The sequence below is a fragment of the Oryzomicrobium terrae genome (assembly GCF_008274805.1).
Classification (GTDB): domain Bacteria; phylum Pseudomonadota; class Gammaproteobacteria; order Burkholderiales; family Rhodocyclaceae; genus Oryzomicrobium; species Oryzomicrobium terrae.
This window is the reverse complement of sequence record NZ_CP022579.1, coordinates 2887067-2905456: the sequence shown is the minus strand read 5'-3', so window position 1 is coordinate 2905456 and position 18390 is coordinate 2887067. Positions and strand designations below refer to the sequence as shown.

Annotated in this window: 15 protein-coding genes; 9 read left to right on the top strand and 6 right to left on the bottom strand. The window is 66.4% G+C overall.

All coding sequences use genetic code 11. The features are described from left to right. Positions 1–76 precede the first annotated feature (76 nt). Together phoU and rpiA are read right to left on the bottom strand one after the other, a co-directional pair. The gene (gene phoU / locus OTERR_RS13140; RefSeq protein ID WP_054622152.1) at positions 77–778 is read right to left on the bottom strand and encodes a phosphate signaling complex protein PhoU; all 702 of its coding nucleotides are present in this window, start codon (positions 776–778) and stop codon (positions 77–79) included. Between the two features lie 111 nt (positions 779–889). Further along, complete coding sequence (gene rpiA, locus OTERR_RS13135) at positions 890–1564, bottom strand: ribose-5-phosphate isomerase RpiA (protein ID WP_149426051.1); 675 nt, start codon at positions 1562–1564, stop codon at positions 890–892. 142 nt (positions 1565–1706) lie between these two features. Here rpiA and OTERR_RS13130 point away from each other — a divergent pair, with 142 nt between their 5' ends. From OTERR_RS13130 to OTERR_RS13115, 4 genes are read left to right on the top strand one after another with little or no spacing between them, the layout of a single operon-like run. After that, a complete protein-coding gene (locus OTERR_RS13130; protein ID WP_149426050.1) occupies positions 1707–2585 on the top strand; it encodes a UDP-2,3-diacylglucosamine diphosphatase in 879 nt (292 codons plus the stop codon). Then, positions 2585–3874: a glycosyltransferase gene (locus OTERR_RS13125; RefSeq protein ID WP_149426049.1), complete on the top strand. Its 1290-nt coding sequence runs from the start codon at positions 2585–2587 to the stop codon at positions 3872–3874. Before OTERR_RS13130 ends, OTERR_RS13125 begins: the two co-directional genes overlap by 1 nt. A 21-nt stretch (positions 3875–3895) precedes the next feature. Further along, on the top strand, positions 3896–4276 hold the full coding sequence (locus tag OTERR_RS13120) for a diacylglycerol kinase (RefSeq protein ID WP_149426048.1): 381 nt from the start codon (positions 3896–3898) through the stop codon (positions 4274–4276). A gap of 9 nt (positions 4277–4285) precedes the next feature. After that, positions 4286–5500, top strand: coding sequence for a glycosyltransferase family 4 protein (locus tag OTERR_RS13115; protein ID WP_149426047.1), 1215 nt, complete (start codon positions 4286–4288; stop codon positions 5498–5500). Here the strand turns inward: OTERR_RS13115 and OTERR_RS13110 are convergent. The 4 genes from OTERR_RS13110 to aceE all read right to left on the bottom strand — a co-directional run bounded on the left by OTERR_RS13110 (position 5455) and on the right by aceE (position 13441). Continuing rightward, positions 5455–7146 carry a hypothetical protein gene (locus OTERR_RS13110; RefSeq protein WP_149426046.1) on the bottom strand — a complete coding sequence of 564 codons (1692 nt, stop codon included), beginning with the start codon at positions 7144–7146 and terminating at the stop codon, positions 5455–5457. The genes OTERR_RS13115 and OTERR_RS13110 overlap by 46 nt on opposite strands. A 144-nt stretch (positions 7147–7290) precedes the next feature. Continuing rightward, positions 7291–9081, bottom strand: a complete 1791-nt coding sequence (gene lpdA, locus OTERR_RS13105) for a dihydrolipoyl dehydrogenase (RefSeq protein ID WP_149426045.1) — start codon at positions 9079–9081, stop codon at positions 7291–7293. 10 nt (positions 9082–9091) lie between these two features. Next, positions 9092–10753, bottom strand: coding sequence for a dihydrolipoyllysine-residue acetyltransferase (gene aceF / locus OTERR_RS13100; RefSeq protein WP_149426044.1), 1662 nt, complete (start codon positions 10751–10753; stop codon positions 9092–9094). A 15-nt stretch (positions 10754–10768) separates the two neighbouring features. Continuing rightward, positions 10769–13441, bottom strand: a complete 2673-nt coding sequence (gene aceE / locus OTERR_RS13095) for a pyruvate dehydrogenase (acetyl-transferring), homodimeric type (RefSeq protein WP_149426043.1) — start codon at positions 13439–13441, stop codon at positions 10769–10771. Positions 13442–13821: 380 nt separating this feature from the next. Between aceE and OTERR_RS13090 the strand changes: the two genes are divergently transcribed. The 5 genes from OTERR_RS13090 (at position 13822) to OTERR_RS13070 (ending at position 18360) form a co-directional block, all read left to right on the top strand. Next, on the top strand, positions 13822–14610 hold the full coding sequence (locus OTERR_RS13090; protein WP_149426042.1) for a hypothetical protein: 789 nt from the start codon (positions 13822–13824) through the stop codon (positions 14608–14610). 117 nt (positions 14611–14727) lie between these two features. Continuing rightward, positions 14728–15591, top strand: a complete 864-nt coding sequence (folD, locus tag OTERR_RS13085; protein WP_054622162.1) for a bifunctional methylenetetrahydrofolate dehydrogenase/methenyltetrahydrofolate cyclohydrolase FolD — start codon at positions 14728–14730, stop codon at positions 15589–15591. Between the two features lie 18 nt (positions 15592–15609). Continuing rightward, positions 15610–16107: a 5-(carboxyamino)imidazole ribonucleotide mutase gene (gene purE, locus OTERR_RS13080; protein WP_149426041.1), complete on the top strand. Its 498-nt coding sequence runs from the start codon at positions 15610–15612 to the stop codon at positions 16105–16107. A 47-nt stretch (positions 16108–16154) separates the two neighbouring features. After that, positions 16155–17291, top strand: coding sequence for a 5-(carboxyamino)imidazole ribonucleotide synthase (locus tag OTERR_RS13075; RefSeq protein WP_246154503.1), 1137 nt, complete (start codon positions 16155–16157; stop codon positions 17289–17291). A 34-nt stretch (positions 17292–17325) separates the two neighbouring features. Next, positions 17326–18360, top strand: a complete 1035-nt coding sequence (locus OTERR_RS13070) for an L-threonylcarbamoyladenylate synthase (RefSeq protein WP_149426039.1) — start codon at positions 17326–17328, stop codon at positions 18358–18360. Positions 18361–18390: the final 30 nt, after the last annotated feature.

Here is an 18390-nt window from a genome sequence, read left to right as displayed (position 1 = left end):
GGGCGGCGCCGTCACTGCGCCGATGCCCCGGAAACCCTTGCCTGTGTTGGGTTTCCGGTTGCACCAGAGGTGTGCGTCAGTGGTCGTTGACTTCCCGGTCCAGTTCTTCGGGGGAGGCGTGGCGCACGTTGCGCCCCTTGACCATGTAGATGACGTATTCGGCGATGTTTTTGGCGTGGTCGCCGACCCGTTCCACCGCCTTGGCGATGGCCATGATGTCGAGGGAGCGCGAGATGGTGCGCGGGTCTTCCATCATGAAGGTGATCAGCTGGCGGACGATGGCGGTGTGCTCGGTGTCCACCTGGTCGTCCTTGTGCACCACCTCGGCGGCCGCGGTGGCGTCGAGGCGGGCGAAGGCGTCCAGGGAGGCGCGCAGCATGGCCAAGGCCAGGTCGGCGGTGTGGCGCAGTTCCACGTCCGGGGCGAACGAGGCGTGCTGGTTGTAGAGGCGAACCCCCAGCTTGGAAATCTTCTGCGCCTTGTCGCCGATGCGCTCCAGGTCGCCGATGGCCTTGATCACGGTGGTGATCATGCGCAGGTCGATGGCGGTGGGCTGGCGCTTGGCGATGACCTGGGTGCAGGCCTCATCGAGTTCTACCTCCAGTTCATTGACCCGGGCGTCACCGGTGATGACCCGGTCGAGCTGTGCGATGTCGCCCGAGTAGAGGCCTTCCATGGCCAGGCGGAATTGTTGTTCGACCAGTCCGCCCATCTGCAGCACCCGGGTGCGCAGGCTTTCCAGTTCAAGATCGAATTGTTTGGAGGTGTGTTCGAGCATGGGGTCTCTCTTGCCGGAAAAAAGCCCCGTCCGGAAAGGCGGGCGGGGCCGATCAAAACCGGGAAACTACCACCCCAGTATGACAGAAATGTTGCGGTGGGCTGATCGGGGTTAGCGCGGCAGGTGCTGCACCACGCCGCCTGGGGTGCCGAGCAGCAGCAGGTCGGCGCCGCGGGCGGCGAACAGGCCGTTGGTGACCACGCCGACGATCTGGTTGATACGGGCTTCCAGGCCCACCGGATCGTCGATGGAAAGGCCGTGCACATCGAGAATGACGTTGCCGTTGTCGGTGACGAAGCCCTCGCGCAGGCGCGGCTCACCGCCGAGCTTGGTGAGCTCCCGGGCGACGTAGGCCCGGGCCATGGGAATCACTTCCACCGGCAGGGGGAACTTGCCCATCACCGGTACCAGCTTGGAAGCGTCGGCGATGCAGACGAAGGTGCTGGCCACGGCGGCGACGATCTTTTCCCGGGTGAGCGCCCCGCCACCGCCCTTGACCATGTGCAGACGGTCGTTCACTTCGTCGGCCCCGTCTACGTAGACCGGGATTTCGTTGACGTCGTTCAGGTCGAGCACGGCAAAGCCATGGCTGCGCAGCCGGACGGTGGAGGCTTCCGAGCTGGAGACGGCGCCGCGGAAACGGTCCTTGAAGGGAGCTATGGCGTCGATGAAGCAGTTGGCGGTGGAGCCGGTCCCCACCCCGAGCACCGCGCCTTGGGGGGCGTGGGCCGCCACGTAGTCGGCGGCGGCCTGGCCGACGGCTCGCTTCAGTTCGTCCTGGGTCATGGGGAATTCTCCTGTGGGGCAAAGCCGCCATTTTACGGGGGGCAACCGGGGCTGGCGATGTCCGGCGCCACATATTCACCTGTCACGGCCTTGTCACGCACCCGCCACGGTGCGGTCACATGGCGGGACCACCCTAGGCGCCATGCCAAAGGTCCGCTCGATTTTCATCTCCGACCTCCACCTGGGCACCCGGGCGTGCCAGGCGGAACGCCTCCTCGACTTCCTCAAGGAGACCCCCGCCGACCATCTCTACCTGGTCGGCGACATCATCGACTTCTGGGCCATGGGGCGTTCGATCGCCTGGTCGCCGGCGCAGAACACGGTGGTGCAGAAGATCCTGCGCCGTGCCCGTCATGGCGAGCAGGTCGTGTTCATTCCCGGCAACCACGACGAAGCCCTGCGCGAATACGTCGGGGTCGCTTTCGGTGATATCCGGGTCGAGTCCGAGTGGATCCACGAAACCGCCGACGGGCGCCGCTTCCTGCTGGTGCACGGCGACGAGTTCGACCAGGTGACCCGCTACCACCGCTGGGTGGCAGTGATCGGCGATGTGGCCTACAACGCCCTGGTGCGCCTCAACGGCTGGCTCTCCTGGGTGCGCCGGCGCCTCGGTCGCCCCGGTTACTGGTCCCTGGCCGGTTACGCCAAGCGCAAGGTAAAGAGCGCGCTGCAGTTCATCTTCGACTTCGAGGATGCGGTGATCCGCCACGCCCGAGCCCGGGGATTGGATGGGGTGGTGTGCGGCCACATCCACTGGGCCGCAATCAAACAGGTGGACGGCCTGACCTATGTCAATTGCGGCGACTGGGTCGACTCGTGCACCGCCATCATCGAACACTTCGACGGGCGCCTGGAGTTGCTGGCCTGGGGCTCCCCGTTCCGCCCGCCCGCCGACGCTCCGGTCGCCTTGCCTGCCCCCGTGCTCCAGCCCTCGCCTGTCGCCGCCCGCAGCGCCGAGGGGGGAGTGGCATCGGACGAGGCGCCGGGCTTCTATCCCTCCCATCCCGAAGGGGCCGCCTGATGTCCGCCATTTTGGCCCAGCCATCCCGTCCCCTGACGGTGCTGATGGTTTCCGACGTTTATTTCCCGCGCATCAACGGCGTGTCCACCTCCATCGAAACCTTCCGTCGCGCCCTGGCGCCCCAGGGAGTGACGGTCCGCCTGGTGGTGCCGGACTATGGTGCCGAGACGGCGTTGGAAAATGAGCATCAGGCCGACATCCGCCGCGTGCCCGGCCGGCCGGTGCCGCGGGATCCGGAAGACCGGTTGATGGCTTGGACGGCCCTGCGTCGTGTCGTGGCCGCGGCAGCGGAAGGGGTCGATCTGATTCACCTGCAGACCCCCTTTCTCGCCCATTACGCCGGCCTGGCCGAAGCGCGTCGCCGCCGCTTGCCGGTGCTCACCACCTACCACACCCTTTTCGAGGAATACCTGCACCACTACGCGCCGTTCCTCCCCGGCAGCCTGTTGCGCGGCCTGGCGCGGCGCTTGTCGCGCCATCAGTGCAACGGGGTGGATGAAGTGGTGGTGCCCAGTCACGCCATGGCCGAGCGCCTGAGTGGCTACGGCGTAACCGCACCGATGACCGTGCTGCCCACCGGCATCCCGATGGCGCGCTTTGCCGACAGCGGCGAGGGCGAAGCGCGCAGCACCGCGCGCCGACGCTTTCGCCAGGCCCACGGTATCGCCGAGGAACGGCCGGTGGCCCTGTTTGTCGGTCGGGTCGCCTTCGAAAAGAACATCGCCTTTCTGCTCGAGGCCCACGCCCTGGCGCGGCGCCACCTGCCCGACCTGCTCCTGCTGGTGACCGGCGAAGGGCCGGCCCGGGCCACCCTGGAGCGCCAGGCCGCCCGCCTGGGGTTGGGGGAGTCGGTACGTTTTCTCGGCTATCTGGAGCGGGAGCGTGCCTTGCCCGACTGCTACGCCGCCGCCGACGCCTTCGTCTTTGCCTCCCACACCGAAACCCAGGGGCTGGTGCTGCTCGAAGCCCTGGTCGCCGGGTTACCGGTGGTCGCCCTGGCCGAGATGGGCACCCGCGACATCCTGCTCGATCGCCACGGCCAGCCCATGCCCGGCTGTGTCGTACCCCGGGCCGAAGTGGCGGATTTCGCCCTGCGTCTGGCGGATCTGCTCGCCAGCCTGCGCCACGACCCCCACGTCCGTCCCCGGCTGTCCCGTGCCGCCCGGGGAACGGCTGCTGCCTGGTCGGATGTGGCCCTGGCCACCCGTCTGGCGGAGTGCTACCGGGCGCACTGCAACCCCGACCCCGTACCTGCCCTGCTGCGTCCGATGGCCCAGGGCCGGGCTTGATCCTTCTCTGTTTTTTTCGCCATGAACGCACCCCACGACGAAAGCCCGTTCAAGGGCAAGACCGGCCTGCAACGGATCTGGAATGCCCTGCATTACTCCCTGGCCGGCCTGCGTGCCGCCTATGCCTGTGAGGATGCCTTTCGCCAGGAGGTGCACCTGGCCGCGGTGCTGGTGCCCCTGGCCTTTTTCCTGCCGGTGGCCGGCGTGGAGCGGGGCGTGATGGTCGGCAGCATCCTGCTCGTGCTGGTGGTGGAGCTGCTCAATTCGGCGGTGGAGGCAGCGGTGGACCGGGTCTCCCTGGAGCACCACCGCCTGGCCAAGCGGGCCAAGGACATCGGCAGTGCGGCGGTACTGATCGCGCTGGTCAACGTGGCCCTGGTATGGGGCTGCATACTCCTGTGAGGTGATGCCATGAATGCTCCCGCCGTCGAGGTGCCGCGCCCCCCCCTGTCGGTGGCGGTGGTGACCGAAACCTATCCACCCGAGGTGAATGGGGTGGCCATGACGGTGGGCCGGCTGGTCCAGGGATTGCGCGCCCGAGGGCACCGGGTTCAGGTGATCCGGCCGCGCCAGCCGGGGGAGGAGGCAAGCCTGGTAGCGGATGGCGACGCCACCCTGGGCGGTCTGCCCCTGCCCGGTTATCCCGGTCTACGCTTCGGTCTGCCGGCCAAGGGGAAACTGCTGCGGGCCTGGCGCCAGGAGCGACCCGATGTGGTGCACCTGGTCACCGAGGGGCCCCTTGGCTGGTCAGCCCTGGCCGCGGCGCGGCGGCTAGGTATTCCTGCCACCTCCGGGTTCCACACCAACTTCGACCGTTACAGCATCCATTATGGTTTTGGCATCCTGCGTCCGGCGGTGGCAGCCTATCTGCGCACCTTTCATCGCCGCACCCTGGCCACCCTGGCGCCCACCGTGGCCCTGGCGGCAGCCTTGGCCGGAGAAGGCATCCCCGGGGTGAAAGTGGTCGGACGGGGCGTGGATACGGCCCTGTTCGATCCCCAGCGGCGCGATGGGGCCCTGCGCGCCAGTTGGGGGGTGGCCGAGGGCGGTTTGGCGGTGCTGTCGGTGGGGCGCGTCGCGGCGGAAAAGAACCTGCCCCTGACCCTGAAGGCTTTTGCGGCCATCCGGGCCCAGCGGCCCGATGCCCGGCTGGTGGTGGTGGGGGATGGGCCGCTACGGCGCAGTTTGGAAGCGGCCCACCCGGACCATCACTTTGCCGGGGTGCGGGTCGGCGAGGATCTGGCGGCTCATTACGCCTCCGGCGATCTTTTCCTGTTTCCCAGCCTGACCGAGACCTTCGGCAATGTCACCTTGGAAGCCTTGGCCAGCGGGCTGCCGACCGTGGCCTACCGCAGCGCTGCGGCGGCGGAGCTGATCCGGGACGGGGAGCACGGCGTGACGGTCAATCCGGGGGATGAGGCCGCCTTCGTGGCGGCGGCGGTAGGTGTGGCTACCGATGCGGCCGGGCGGCAGCGCTTGGCCCAGGCCGCCCGGGCCAAGGCCCTGGCTTGTTCCTGGGATCAGGTGGTGACGGATTTCGAAACGGTGCTGCGCCAAGCTAGCGGTGGCGCGGCGGGCGCTTATGCTGCCGCGCTCGGTTCGGCTTCGTCGCTGCCGATGGTGTAGGCGATCAATTCGTAGTCCGGCCCGCTTTCCAGGAGGTGCTGGAGCACGATGGTCTGGCGGGCGCCGCCAACCACCAGGGCCATGCTGACGCCGCCGGGGGAAAACGTGCCGAGCGGGGCAAGCAAATGGCCGCTCTTGTCGTCGACGATCAGGGCGTCCACCGTGCCGCGCAGACCACCCCGCTCCCTTGCCCACGGGTCGTCCGGGCGTCGCAGTCCGACCAGTTGGGCGCAGCGGGGCTCCCCGGGTAGCAGAGCCAGGCCGACGTTGCTGCGGCCATGGCTGCGGGTCATGCGCCGGATGATGGCCAACCGCCAGTGCAGGGAGTGGTCGGTGCGCAGCCCGAGCAGGGCGCCGACGCCATGCCACTGGCGCTTGGCCGCTGGGCGCGTGCCCAGACCGGAAAGGCTGATGTCGCGCAGTTCCCAGCGTTCCATCATCTGCCGGTCTCCGGCGGTTTCGAGTTGATCGAGGACTTGCTCCGGGGTCAGGGTCTCGGTCACGTCCGGGGTCAGGGAAAACGCCTGGCGCAGGGCTTCCTGACTTTCTGCGGCGTATTCGAGCTGGCGGCCCGAGCGGGCGTATTCCCCGGCCGCCACCATGCGCCGCGCCAAGTCGAAGCCAGGCACGACGCGCAAGGTACTTTGCGCGTCCTTGCGCGAATGGCGGCGCTTGGGCGGGGTTTGCGACCAGTGCTGCATCAGGCGCAGCAGCAGGGCCACGACCTCCTTGTCGTTGGCTGGCGGAACGATCAGCCAGTCCGGCAACTGGCGCTGGCGGGTGATGTCACTCTTCAGGGGGAACAGCAGCATGCTCACCCGCCCCGGGCCCAGGTAGCGCCAGCCCGGCTCGGCGGCCTGTTCCGCAGGCGGCAGGTCGAGCATGCGCTCCGGGCTGCGTAGCCCGTCGGTGCGCAGGCGCCAGGGGGTGGTGGCGCCGGGGGTCTCGGCCAGCGCAAAATGGGGTTCGGCCCAGGCGACGATCCGATCGAGCAGCAGGGTTTGGCGGGGCGAGAGGTTGCCCAGGGGGCCCAATTCGAAGAACAGGCCGATGCGGTACTCGCGCCAGGGCGATGTGTCGTCGCGCTCGCTAGGGTAGAGCGCTTCACGGATGTGCAGCACCCCGAGGGTGCGGGCCTTTTCGACCAGGGCATGGGTGGCGGGCCACCATTCACCCGATAGATCCTGGAAGGTGATGCGTGCCGCTAGCTTTTCCCGGGAGAGGGCATGCAGCATGCGCGCCAGGATCACGGCGAGCGGCTTGAGCTGCTGAGGTGCCAGGGCCTCCTGCAAGTGCAGGGCCACTTCCAGGGCACGGGCGGCGGTGTGGTAGTAGGACTCCAGGGTCTTGAAGGTGATCTCGGACTGGGGGTCCAGGGTCTGCAGCTGATGAGCCGCCTCGTCCCACAGGCTGGCGAGCAGGGGTTGGGCGGCTTCGTCGAGGCGCAGGATGGCGCGCTGACAGGCTTCCCGCGGCAACTGTTCGACCAAGGTGCCCGCTTCGGCCAGCCAGCCGCGCAGAGCCATCAACCCATGGGCCGGGCGCTTCCCGGTCAATTCGGCCAGGAAGGCGGCGAGGTTGTCCGCAGTGCCCAGGGGGTGGTCGCTGCGTTCACCACGGATGCGGGAGACAAGGCTCTTCAACATGGGAGGCATTATTACAAAAGTCTTAGGGAAAGACCGTGCGTCTTTTCACCAGTTCATGCCTATCGTGAAACAGTTCGCCACAAAAGAAAACCGGCGGAGGGCTCGCGCCGCTCCGCCGGTTGCCGGGGGCGTTGCGTCGGTGCTTTAACGCTTCTTCATCGGCGGCAGGTCGGTGCACGAGCCGTGGGCGACTTCGGCCGCCATGCCGATCGATTCGCCCAGGGTCGGGTGCGGATGGATCGTCTTGCCGATATCCACCGCGTCGCAGCCCATCTCAATGGCCAGGGCCACTTCGCCGATCATGTCGCCGGCGGAGGGGCCGACGATGGTGCCGCCGATCACCCGGTGCGACTCGGCGTCGAACACCAGCTTGGTGAAGCCGTAGTCGGCGCCGTTGGCGATGGCCCGGCCGGAGGCAGCCCAGGGGAACTTGGCCACTTCGACCTTGCGCCCGGCCTTCTTGGCGTCGTCCTCGCCGACGCCGACCCAGGCTACTTCCGGGTGGGTGTAGGCCACCCCGGGGATGACCTGGGCGTCGAAGGCGACCTTCTGGCCGGCGGCAGCCTCGGCGGCCACGTGGGCCTCATGCACGGCCTTGTGGGCCAGCATCGGGTTGCCGACGATGTCGCCAATGGCGAAGATGTGCGGCACGTTGGTGCGCATCTGGGCGTCCACCGGGATGAAGCCGCGCTCACCGACGACCACGCCGGCCTTCTCGGCACCGATCTTCTTGCCGTTGGGGCTGCGCCCGGCGGCCTGCAGGATCAGGTCGTAGCGCTGCGGCCCGGCGGGGGCCTTGTCGCCTTCGAAGGTGACCCACAGGCCGTCGTCCTTGGCTTCGACAGCGACGGTCTTGGTCTTGAGCATGACCTGGTCGAAACGGTGCAGGTTCTGTTTTTCCCAGACCTTGACCGCGTCCCGGTCCGGGCCCTGCATCAGGCCGTCGAGCATTTCCACCACATCGACGCGGGCGCCCAGGGTGGAATAGACCGTGGCCATTTCCAGGCCGATGATGCCGCCGCCGATGACCAGCATCTTCTCGGGCACGAAACGCAGTTCCAGGGCGCCGGTGGAATCGACGATGCGCGGGTCGCGGGGAATGAAGGGCAGGTGCACCGCGGCGCTGCCGGCGGCGATGATGCACTGCTTGAAGCGCACCACCTGCTTGGCGCCGGTCTTGTCCTGGCCGGCGCCGTCGGTGACTTCCACTTCCACGTGGTGGGCGTCGAGGAAGCTGCCGTAGCCGCGCACCACCTCCACCTTGCGCGCCTTGGCCATGCCGGCCAGGCCGCCGGTGAGCTTGCCCACCACCTTGGCCTTGTGGGCGCGTAGCTTGTCGATGTCCACCTGGGGCTGGGCGTAGGTCACGCCCAGGTCGGCGAAATGGGCGGTTTCGTCCATCACCGCGGTGACGTGGAGCAGGGCCTTGGACGGGATGCAGCCGACGTTGAGGCAGACGCCGCCCAGGGAGGCGTAGCGCTCGACGATGACGGTCTTCATGCCCAGGTCGGCGGCGCGGAAGGCGGCGGAGTAGCCGCCCGGGCCGGCGCCCAGCACCAGCATGTCGCATTCCACATCCACCGGGCCCGTGTAGGCGCCTGCGGCCTGGGGGGCGGCTGTGGGAGCGGCCGGGGCGGCGGGTGCCGGGGTCGGCACGGCCGCCGTCGGCGCAGGCGCCGGTGTCACTGCGGCAGCGCTGGCTTCCAGCACCAGAATCAGGCTGCCTTCGCTGACCTTATCGCCGACCTTGACCTTGACCTCCTTGACCACGCCGGTGGCCGAGGAGGGCACGTCCATGGTGGCCTTGTCGGATTCCAGGCTGACCAGGGCGTCCTCGGCGTTGACGGTGTCGCCGGCTTTGACGAACACCTCGATGACCGGCACGTCCTTGAAGTCGCCGATGTCCGGGACCTTTACTTCAACCAGTTGGCTCATGGCGTCCCCCTTACAGCATGACCCGGCGGAAATCCGCCAGCAGCTTGGCCAGTTCGGCGTTGAAGCGGGTCGCCAGGGCGCCGTCGATGACGCGGTGGTCGGCGGACAGGGACAGGGGCACGATCAGCCGGGGCACGAATTCCTTGCCGTTCCACACTGGCTTCATGGTGCTCTTGGAAACGCCCAGGATGGCCACTTCCGGCGCATTGACGATGGGGCTGAAGGCGGTGCCGCCGATGCCGCCCACCGACGAGATGGTGAAGCTGGCGCCCTGCATGTCGGCAGGCTTGAGCTTGCCATCCCGGGCGGCTTTGGCCAGTTCGCCGGTTTCCTTGGCGATCTCGAAGATGCCCTTCTTGTCGGCATCCTTGAGCACCGGCACCACCAGCCCGTTGGGCGTGTCGGCGGCAAAACCGATGTGGTAGTACTGCTTCAACACCAAGTTGTCGCCGTCCAGGGAGCTGTTCAGCTGCGGGAACTGCTGCAGTGCCTTGACGCAGGCCTTGATGATGAAGGCGAGCATGGTCAGCTTGAGGCCGGCCTTCTCGTTCTCCTTGTTGAGAGCGACGCGGAAGGCTTCCAGGTCGGTGATGTCGGCATCCTCGTGGTAGGTCACGGCCGGGATCATCACCCAGTTGCGCGCCAGGTTGGCGCCGGAAATCTTCTTGATGCGCGACAGGGGCTGGGTTTCGATGGGGCCGAACTTGGCGAAGTCCACCTTGGGCCAGGGCAGCAGGTCCAGGGTGCCGCCGCCGGTGATGCCGCCGCCAGCTGCCGTGGCCGCGCCGGGCACGGCGCCGCTGCTCATGACGCCCTTGATGAAGGCCTTCACGTCCTCGGCCAGGATGCGGCCCTTGGGGCCACTGGCGGCGACCTTGGTCAGGTCCACCCCCAGTTCCCGGGCGAAGGCGCGCACCGACGGGCTGGCGTGCACCTTGCCACCTAGGGCGGGCAGGGGGGCAGCGAGGCTTGGGGCGGGCGCGGATGCGGCCGGGGCGCTGGCGGCGACCGGCGCGGTTGCCGGGACAGTGCTCGGGGCAGGCGCCGGCGCCGCAGCTGCGGCCGGGACAGCGCTTCCTGCCGCTTCCAGTACCAGGATCAGGGTGCCTTCGCTGACCTTGTCGCCGAACTTGACCTTCAGTTCCTTGACCACGCCGGCGGCGGGGGCGGGCACGTCCATGGTGGCCTTGTCGGACTCCAGGCTGATCAGCGGGTCCTCGGCCTTGACGGTGTCGCCGGGTTTGACGAAGACCTCGATGATCGGCACGTCCTTGAAGTCGCCGATGTCCGGCACCTTAACGTCCACCAGGCCGCCCGCGGTAGCGGGGGCGGCGGCAGGCACCGGGGCTGGAGCGGCGGCCACGGGGGCAGGGGCCTGGACCGGAGCCGGCGCCGCTGCGGGCGCAGGTGCGGCGGCCGCACTGGCCGTGGCACTGGCTTCGAGCAGCAGCACCAGGCTGCCTTCGCTGAGCTTGTCGCCGACCTTGACCTTGACCTCCTTGACCACGCCCGAGGCGGAGGAGGGTACGTCCATGGTGGCCTTGTCAGATTCCAGGCTGATCAGGGCGTCCTCGGCGTTGACGGTGTCGCCGGGTTTGACGAACACCTCGATGACCGGCACATCCTTGAAATCGCCGATATCCGGGACTTTCACTTCAATGATTTGGCTCATGTTCCGTGGCTCCCCTTAAACGGACATGGGATTCGGCTTCTCGGGATCGAGGCCGTACTTGAGAATGGCGGCGGCGACCTTGTCGCGCTCGATGGTGCCTTCGTCGGCCAGGGCCTTCAGCGCGGCGACGGTGACCCAGTGGCGGTCCACCTCGAAGAAGTGGCGCAGCTTTTCCCGGGTGTCGGAACGACCGAAGCCATCGGTGCCGAGCACCACGTAGCGGCGATCCACGTAGGGGCGGATCTGCTCGGCCACCAAGCGCACGTAGTCGGTGGAGGCGATGACCGGGCCGCGGGTATCGGCCAGGCACTTCTCGACGTGGGTGACACGCGGCTTTTCCAGCGGATGCAGCAGGTTCCAGCGCTCCACCGCCTGGCCGTCCCGGGCCAGTTCGGTGAAGGACGGGCAGGACCACAGATCGGCTTCCACGCCCCAGTCCTGGCGCAGCAGTTCGGCGGCGGCCATTACTTCGCGCAGGATCGAGCCGGCGCCCAGCAGTTGGACGCGGGGGCCGTCGGAGGTGTGGCCCTTCTTCAGCTGGTACATCCCCTTGAGGATGTCCTGCTGGCTGCCTTCCGGCATTTCCGGGTGCTCGTAGTTCTCGTTGAGCACGGTGATGTAGTAATAAACGTCCTCCTGCTCCTGCACCATACGGCGCAGGCCGTCCTGCACGATCACCGCCACTTCGTAGGAGAAGGTCGGGTCGTAGGAAACGCAGTTGGGGATCACCGCGGAGAGCACGTGGCTGTGGCCGTCCTCGTGCTGCAGACCCTCGCCGTTGAGGGTGGTGCGGCCCGAGGTGCCCCCGAGCAGGAAGCCCCGGGTGCGCTGGTCGGCGGCCGCCCAGCACAGGTCCATGGTGCGCTGCAGGCCGAACATCGAGTAGAAGATGTAGAAGGGGATCATCTGCACCCCGTGGGTGCTGTAGCTGGTGCCGGCGGCGACCCAGTCGGCCATGGCGCCCAGCTCGTTGATGCCTTCCTGGAGGATCTGGCCGTCCTTCGACTCCTTGTAGAACATGAGCTGGTCATGGTCTTCGGGAACGTACTTCTGGCCTTCCTGGTTCCAGATGCCGTACTGGCGGAACATGCCCTCCATGCCGAAGGTGCGCGACTCGTCCGGGACGATCGGCACGACGCGGCGGCCCAGGGTCTTGTCCTTCAACAGGGTGTTGAGGATGCGCACGAAGGCCATGGTGGTGGAGAACTCGCGGCCTTCGCCGGACGCCTTGAGCAGGCCTTCGAAGGCGGACAGCGGCGGGGCGGGCAGGGGATCGGCCTTCTGCCGGCGCACCGGCAGGTAGCCGCCCAGGGCCTGGCGCCGTTCGCGCATGTAGGTCAGTTCGGGGGAGCCTTCGGGGAAGGTCAGGTAGGGCACTTCCTCGATCTTGTCGTCCGGCACCGGCAGGTTGAAGCGGTCGCGCATGCGCTTGAGCGCCTCGGTACCCATCTTCTTGGCCTGGTGCGAGATGTTCATGGCCTCGCCGGCGTCGCCCATGCCGAAGCCCTTGATGGTCTTGGCCAGGATGACGGTGGGCTGGCTCTTAGAGTCGGAGGCAGCCTTGAAGGCGGCGAATACCTTGAACATGTCCAGGCCGCCGCGGTTGAGATTCCAGACGTCTTCGTCGGTCCAGTCGGCCACCAGCTCCTTCAACTCCGGGGTGTTGAAGAAGTGCTCGCGCACGTAGGCGCCGTTCTTGGCCTTGAAGGTCTGATACTCGCCGTCGACGCATTCCATCATGCGCTTCTTGAGGATGCCCTTCTTGTCCCGGGCCAGCAGGGTGTCCCAGTGGGTGCCCCAGACCACCTTGATGACGTTCCAGCCGGCGCCGCGGAAGTCGGACTCCAGCTCCTGGATGATCTTGCCGTTGCCGCGCACCGGGCCGTCGAGGCGCTGCAGGTTGCAGTTCACCACGAAGATCAGGTTGTTCAGCTTTTCCCGGCCGGCCATGCCGATGGCGCCCATGGATTCGGGCTCGTCGATTTCGCCGTCGCCGAGGAAGGCCCACACCTTGCGGCCGTTGGCAGAGGCCAGGCCGCGGCTGTCGAGGTACTTCATGAAGCGGGCCTGGTAGATGGCCTGGATCGGGCCGAGGCCCATGGAGACGGTGGGGAACTGCCAGAAGTCCGGCATCAGCCAGGGGTGGGGGTAGGAGGAAATACCCTTTCCATCGACCTCTTGGCGGAAGCTGTCCATCTGCGCTTCGGTCAGGCGGCCGAGCATGAAGGCGCGGGCATAGACACCGGGGACCGAGTGGCCCTGGAAGAAGATCAGGTCGCCGCCGTGGTTTTCGCTGGGGGCGTTCCAGAACCAGTTGAAGCCCACGTCGTAGAGCACGGCGCTGGAGGCGAAGGAGGCAATGTGGCCGCCCACGTTGGTGTGCTTGTTGGCGCGAACCACCATGGCCATGGCGTTCCAGCGGATGTAGGTGCGGATCTTTTCTTCCAGATCCGGATTGCCCGGGTACTTGGGCTGCTGGCTGACCGGGATGGTGTTGTAGTAGCCGGTGTTGGCGCTGTAGGGCAGGTCTACGCCCTCGTCGCGGGCGCTATCGATCAGCCGTTCGATCAGGTAATGGGCCCGTTCCGCCCCTTCCTTCTCCACCACTGCCCCGAGGGCTTCCAGCCATTCCTGGGTTTCCCGGGGGTCAACGTCCGCCAAAGGATTGTTCTCGGGCGTCTCTGCCATGGTTCGTCTCCTGATTATGTCAGCGCCGGATCGGCGCCATCGCTGTTGGCAACGTTCCCCTTCGACAAGGTGGAACGGGCGCTGATCCGGTGCGGGGGCGAAAAATGTCGTCGGAGTGCTACGGGCGCTTCCCGGCGGACCCTTCCGCAGGAAGAAACGCAACACAGCGTAATACGTGATTCGGGGATCATGTCCCGCGCCGCACAATTTCGCATCGTAAGATGATTTTTTGTAATACGCAATATTGCGCTGCAATATGGATGGGCGCTGGTTTTCCCGGGGGTTTTCCGTCACCCTGTTGGCAGCGTTTTGTCCGCCGCCGGGCTGTGTCCGGGGTGGGTTTTTATTCATTTTTCTGGGGTTTCCCGCCGCCGGCCGCCATGCTCCCCGCCGATTCCGACCTGCCCGCACTGCCGTCCTGGCAGACCGTTGCCCTGGAAGCCAAGAGGCACGGGGTTCTCGTCGATGCCACCCCGGAGAGTCCCGTGGATAGTGGCGCTCTGCTGGCCTACCTTGAAGACCGAGGTGGGGCGCGGCTTCTGGCGCTGCAGGGGGGCGATTTCGATTTGCTCGCGCCGCTCATCGCCGCCTATGCGGACGGGGGGCTAGGAGGGCGTCTGCTGGTGGTCTGCGGCCCGTCGCCCTGGCTGGGGCGGGCGCCTTTTCCGGTTTTCGTGCCCGCCGACGAGGGCGAGGCTGCGCGTCTATTGGTACAGGCCCTGGCGCTGTCCCGCGAGTTCACCACGCCGGTCTGCCTGGCGCTCCCGGCGCTGCCCGAGCTTCCTGCCCGGCAGATCGACCCGGCTCACCTCTGCCGCTTGCTGGCGCCCTTGCCCGTGCCGATTGCCCAGCCTGAGGTGGCGGAAGCGCGGGCGGTGGCCCTGGCCAACCATGTTGAAGCGCTCGGTGCCTGGCAGTTGCAGCGCGGTGCCGATCGTCGCATCGGCCTGTTGGTGGCAGGCCCGGCCTGGCATACCGTGCGGGCCTGCCACCCGGCATCGCCCTGCCTGCGCCTGGACCTGGCTTGGCCTGTGCCGTTGAAGACGATCAAGGGGCTGGTGGCGATTTCCCGGACGGCCTATTGGGTGCCAGGGGCGGCGGAGTGGCTGCCGACGGCCTTGGCCGAGGAAGGGGTGCGTTTGTCCCCCTGGCCCGGCTGCGATGCCTAGTGTGGAGGTCGCCCGGAATTCCCCGGGAAAAGTGGGGTAAAATTAACCGCATATAGGTAGTACAAAAATTAACCGGACACGGACCCCGTGTCCGTTTTTGCTTTTCCGGATACGACCATGACGGCAAAACTCCTCGACGGCAACGCGCTGGCCAAGAAACTGCGCGCCGACTTCAAGACCCGGGCCGAGGCCCTGGCCGCCCAGGGCACCCGCCCCGGGCTGGCGGTGATTCTGGTGGGGGAGAACCCCGCCTCCCAGGTCTATGTGCGCAACAAGGTCAATGCCTGTGCCGAGGCGGGCTTTCACTCCGTCAAGCTCGACTATCCGGCCGACGCCGCGCCGGCCGAGGTGCTGGCCAAGATCGCCGAACTGAACGCCGATCCGGCCATCCACGGCATCCTGGTGCAGTTGCCCCTGCCGCCCCAATTCGACGAGGACGCGGTGCTCGAAGCCATTTCGCCGGAAAAGGATGTGGACGGCTTCCACGCCGAAAACGTGGGTGCGCTGATGCAGGGCAATCCGCGCTTCCTGCCCTGCACGCCCTATGGCGTGATGAAGCTGCTGGAAGAGGCTGGCGGCTCGCTGAAGGGTAAGGAAGCGGTGGTGATCGGCCGCTCCAATATTGTTGGCAAGCCCATGGCCATGTTGCTGCTGCACGCCGGCTGTACCGTTACCGTGTGCCACTCCCAAACCGCCGATCTGGGCTTCCATACCCGTCGTGCCGATATCCTGGTGGCGGCAGTGGGGCGCCCCCGCTTCGTCACCGGCGACATGGTCAAGCCCGGTGCCGTGGTGATCGACGTGGGCATCAACCGCCTGCCGGCGGAGCAGGGCGGCAAGCTGTGCGGCGACGTGGATTTCGATTCGGTGAAGGAGGTGGCCGGCGCCATCACTCCGGTGCCCGGTGGCGTCGGGCCGATGACCATCACCATGCTGCTCGCCAACACCCTGGAGTCGGCCGAACGGGCCGCCGGCCAGTAACCCGCACAAGGACACACAATGACTGTCAAGCATCCCCTGGTGGGCATCGTCATGGGCTCGGATTCGGACTGGCCGGTGATGCAGGCTGCCGCCGTTATGCTCAAGGAATTTGGCGTGCCTTTCGAGGCCCGGGTGGTTTCCGCCCACCGCACGCCCGATCTGCTGTTCGACTATGCCGCGTCAGCCGGCGACCGGGGGCTGAAGGCGATCATCGCCGGGGCGGGGGGCGCCGCCCACTTGCCGGGCATGCTGGCGTCCAAAACTGTTGTTCCGGTGCTGGGCGTGCCGGTGCCGTCCAAGCACCTGTCCGGCCAGGACTCGCTCTATTCCATCGTGCAGATGCCTAAAGGTATTCCGGTGGCGACGTTTGCCATCGGCGAAGCCGGTGCCGCCAATGCTGCCCTGTTTGCGGTGGCCCAGCTGGCCACCCAGAATGCTGAGTTGGTCGCCAAACTGGCCGCCTTCCGCCAAGCCCAGAGCGAAAAGGTGCTGGCCATGAAACTGCCGGAAGTGTGATCGTGAGCGCCGCGACCACTCCTATCCTCCCGCCTGCCACCCTGGGCATGCTCGGCGGCGGCCAGCTCGGCCGCTTCTTCGTTGCCGCGGCCCACGAGCTGGGCTACCAGGTGTGGGTCCTCGATCCCGATGCCAATAGCCCGGCGGGCAAGATCGCCAACCGTCACCTACAGGCCGCCTACGACGACTACGCGGCCCTCGACCAGCTGGCCCAAGGCTGTGCGGCCGTGACCACCGAGTTCGAGAACGTGCCGGCCGATACCCTGGACTACCTGGCCAAGTTCGTCCCGGTACGCCCTCATGCTGCCGCCGTGGCGATTTGCCAGAATCGGGTGGCGGAGAAGTCTTTCCTCCGCGACAATGGCATCCCCCACGCTGCTTTCGCCGCCATCATCAGCGAGGATGACCTGCGTGATGCCGCCAAGGTGGGCGCCCATCTCTTCCCCGGCATCCTCAAGGTCGCCCGCTTCGGCTACGACGGCAAGGGCCAGGCGGTGGTGAACAGCCGCGAGGAGGCCATTGCCGCCTTTCAGGGCTTCAAGGGAGAGACCTGCGTCCTGGAGCAGAAACTGCACCTGGATTACGAAGTCTCGGTGGTCCTGGCCCGTGACGAGCAAGGGGCGACTCGCTGCTTTCCCACGGCCGAGAATATCCACCGCAAGGGTATCCTCGATATCTCCATCGTCCCTGCCCGAGCCACTGCCTGCACTGCCAACAGTGCCCAAGAAGTGGCCGAACGCATCGCCGAAAAGCTGGGTTATATCGGTACCCTGGGGGTGGAGTTCTTCATCTCCCGTGGCCAGTTGTACGTGAACGAGATGGCGCCACGCCCCCACAACAGCGGCCACTACACCCTGGATGCCTGCATCACCAACCAGTTCGAGCAGCAGGTGCGCGCCCTGTGTGGTCTGCCTTTGGGCGAGCCCCGTGCCCACTCGGCGGCGGTGATGGTGAACCTGCTCGGCGACATCTGGTTCGAGAAGGATGCCGATGGCAACGAGCGTTACCGGGAACCCGATTGGGCCAAGCTGTACGCCGTGCCCAACCTCAAGCTGCACCTCTACGGCAAGCACCATGCCCGCCATGGCCGCAAGATGGGCCATTTCACCGTGATCGACGCCGACCCGGCTCGTGCACTGGAAACTGCCAGGGCGGCTCGGGCGTCTGTCGGTATTGTCGACTAGCTCGTTTTAGTCGGCGACATCCTTTATATCATCCATGCCCGATACCCCTGCCAGTCCCTCAGTTCCAGCCAGCGAAATCGAACGGGCTGTGACCCTGCTCAAGGCCGGCGAACTGGTGGCATTCCCCACCGAAACCGTTTACGGCCTTGGAGCAGATGCGGCCAACCCGGCGGCGGTGGCCAAGATTTTTGCTGTCAAGGGGCGGCCGGCGGACCATCCGGTCATCGTGCATCTGCCCTGTTCTCAGTCTATGGAGGACTGGGCGCGGGATATCCCCGCGGTTGCGTGGGAGCTGGCAGAGTATTTCTGGCCTGGGCCGCTCACTCTGATCCTCAAGCGCCAACCCTACGTACCCGATGCTGTGACCGGTGGACAGGATACCGTGGGCCTGCGCGTTCCCGGGCACCCAGTGGCATTGGCACTGCTCCAGGCGTTTTCCCGGGCTGGAGGGAGCGGTGGCGTGGCAGGTCCATCGGCCAATCGTTTCGGTCGTATCAGCCCCACTGCTGCCAGCCATGTATGCGATGAATTGGGCGATCGGGTGGCCATGGTTCTCGATGGCGGAGAATGCCCAGTTGGCATCGAGTCCACCATCGTGGATCTGTCCTCAGGTACACCACGCCTTCTCCGCCCCGGGCACATCCGCCCCGACCAGTTAGAGGCAGTAATGGGTGAGCCACTGGCCCTTCCTGCACACCTACGGAACACCGAGGTTCCTCGAGTTTCCGGTGCTCTGGCCGCCCATTACGCCCCGCGCACACATATGACACTGGTTGAATCAGCTGGTTTGGACGTCGAAATTTTTCGTGCTGGTTATCAGTCTATGGCGGTTTACGCTTGGTCTCGGTCGGCACCAGTGGAATTACCTGCCAATATCATATGGGTCTCTGCACCAACGACACCCAGTGCATATGCGCACGAGCTTTATGCTGCGTTACGCCATCTGGATGAGCTTGGTGTTGCCCAGTTGCTTGTCGAGTCCCCACCTAGAGGAGCCCTTTGGGCTGCCATCCACGATCGGTTAGATCGTGCGGCTTGTGGGGCAGGCTTGGGAGCTGATCAAACGTAATTTTTAGTTTACTTGTCTTTCTGAGAAGGT

Excerpts from the sequence above, each read along its gene's own strand:
- aceF (WP_149426044.1), bottom strand. The coding sequence starts at position 10,753 with ATGAGCCAAATCATTGAAGTGAAAGTCCCGGATATCGGCGATTTCAAG.
- phoU (WP_054622152.1), bottom strand. The coding sequence starts at position 778 with ATGCTCGAACACACCTCCAAACAATTCGATCTTGAACTGGAAAGCCTG.
- rpiA (WP_149426051.1), bottom strand. The coding sequence starts at position 1,564 with ATGACCCAGGACGAACTGAAGCGAGCCGTCGGCCAGGCCGCCGCCGAC.
- OTERR_RS13070 (WP_149426039.1), top strand. The coding sequence starts at position 17,326 with ATGCCCGATACCCCTGCCAGTCCCTCAGTTCCAGCCAGCGAAATCGAA.
- OTERR_RS13130 (WP_149426050.1), top strand. The coding sequence starts at position 1,707 with ATGCCAAAGGTCCGCTCGATTTTCATCTCCGACCTCCACCTGGGCACC.
- OTERR_RS13120 (WP_149426048.1), top strand. The coding sequence starts at position 3,896 with ATGAACGCACCCCACGACGAAAGCCCGTTCAAGGGCAAGACCGGCCTG.
- folD (WP_054622162.1), top strand. The coding sequence starts at position 14,728 with ATGACGGCAAAACTCCTCGACGGCAACGCGCTGGCCAAGAAACTGCGC.
- aceE (WP_149426043.1), bottom strand. The coding sequence starts at position 13,441 with ATGGCAGAGACGCCCGAGAACAATCCTTTGGCGGACGTTGACCCCCGG.
- purE (WP_149426041.1), top strand. The coding sequence starts at position 15,610 with ATGACTGTCAAGCATCCCCTGGTGGGCATCGTCATGGGCTCGGATTCG.
- OTERR_RS13125 (WP_149426049.1), top strand. The coding sequence starts at position 2,585 with ATGTCCGCCATTTTGGCCCAGCCATCCCGTCCCCTGACGGTGCTGATG.
- OTERR_RS13110 (WP_149426046.1), bottom strand. The coding sequence starts at position 7,146 with ATGTTGAAGAGCCTTGTCTCCCGCATCCGTGGTGAACGCAGCGACCAC.
- lpdA (WP_149426045.1), bottom strand. The coding sequence starts at position 9,081 with ATGAGCCAACTGGTTGAAGTAAAGGTCCCGGACATCGGCGACTTCAAG.
- OTERR_RS13090 (WP_149426042.1), top strand. The coding sequence starts at position 13,822 with ATGCTCCCCGCCGATTCCGACCTGCCCGCACTGCCGTCCTGGCAGACC.
- OTERR_RS13075 (WP_246154503.1), top strand. The coding sequence starts at position 16,155 with ATGCTCGGCGGCGGCCAGCTCGGCCGCTTCTTCGTTGCCGCGGCCCAC.
- OTERR_RS13115 (WP_149426047.1), top strand. The coding sequence starts at position 4,286 with ATGAATGCTCCCGCCGTCGAGGTGCCGCGCCCCCCCCTGTCGGTGGCG.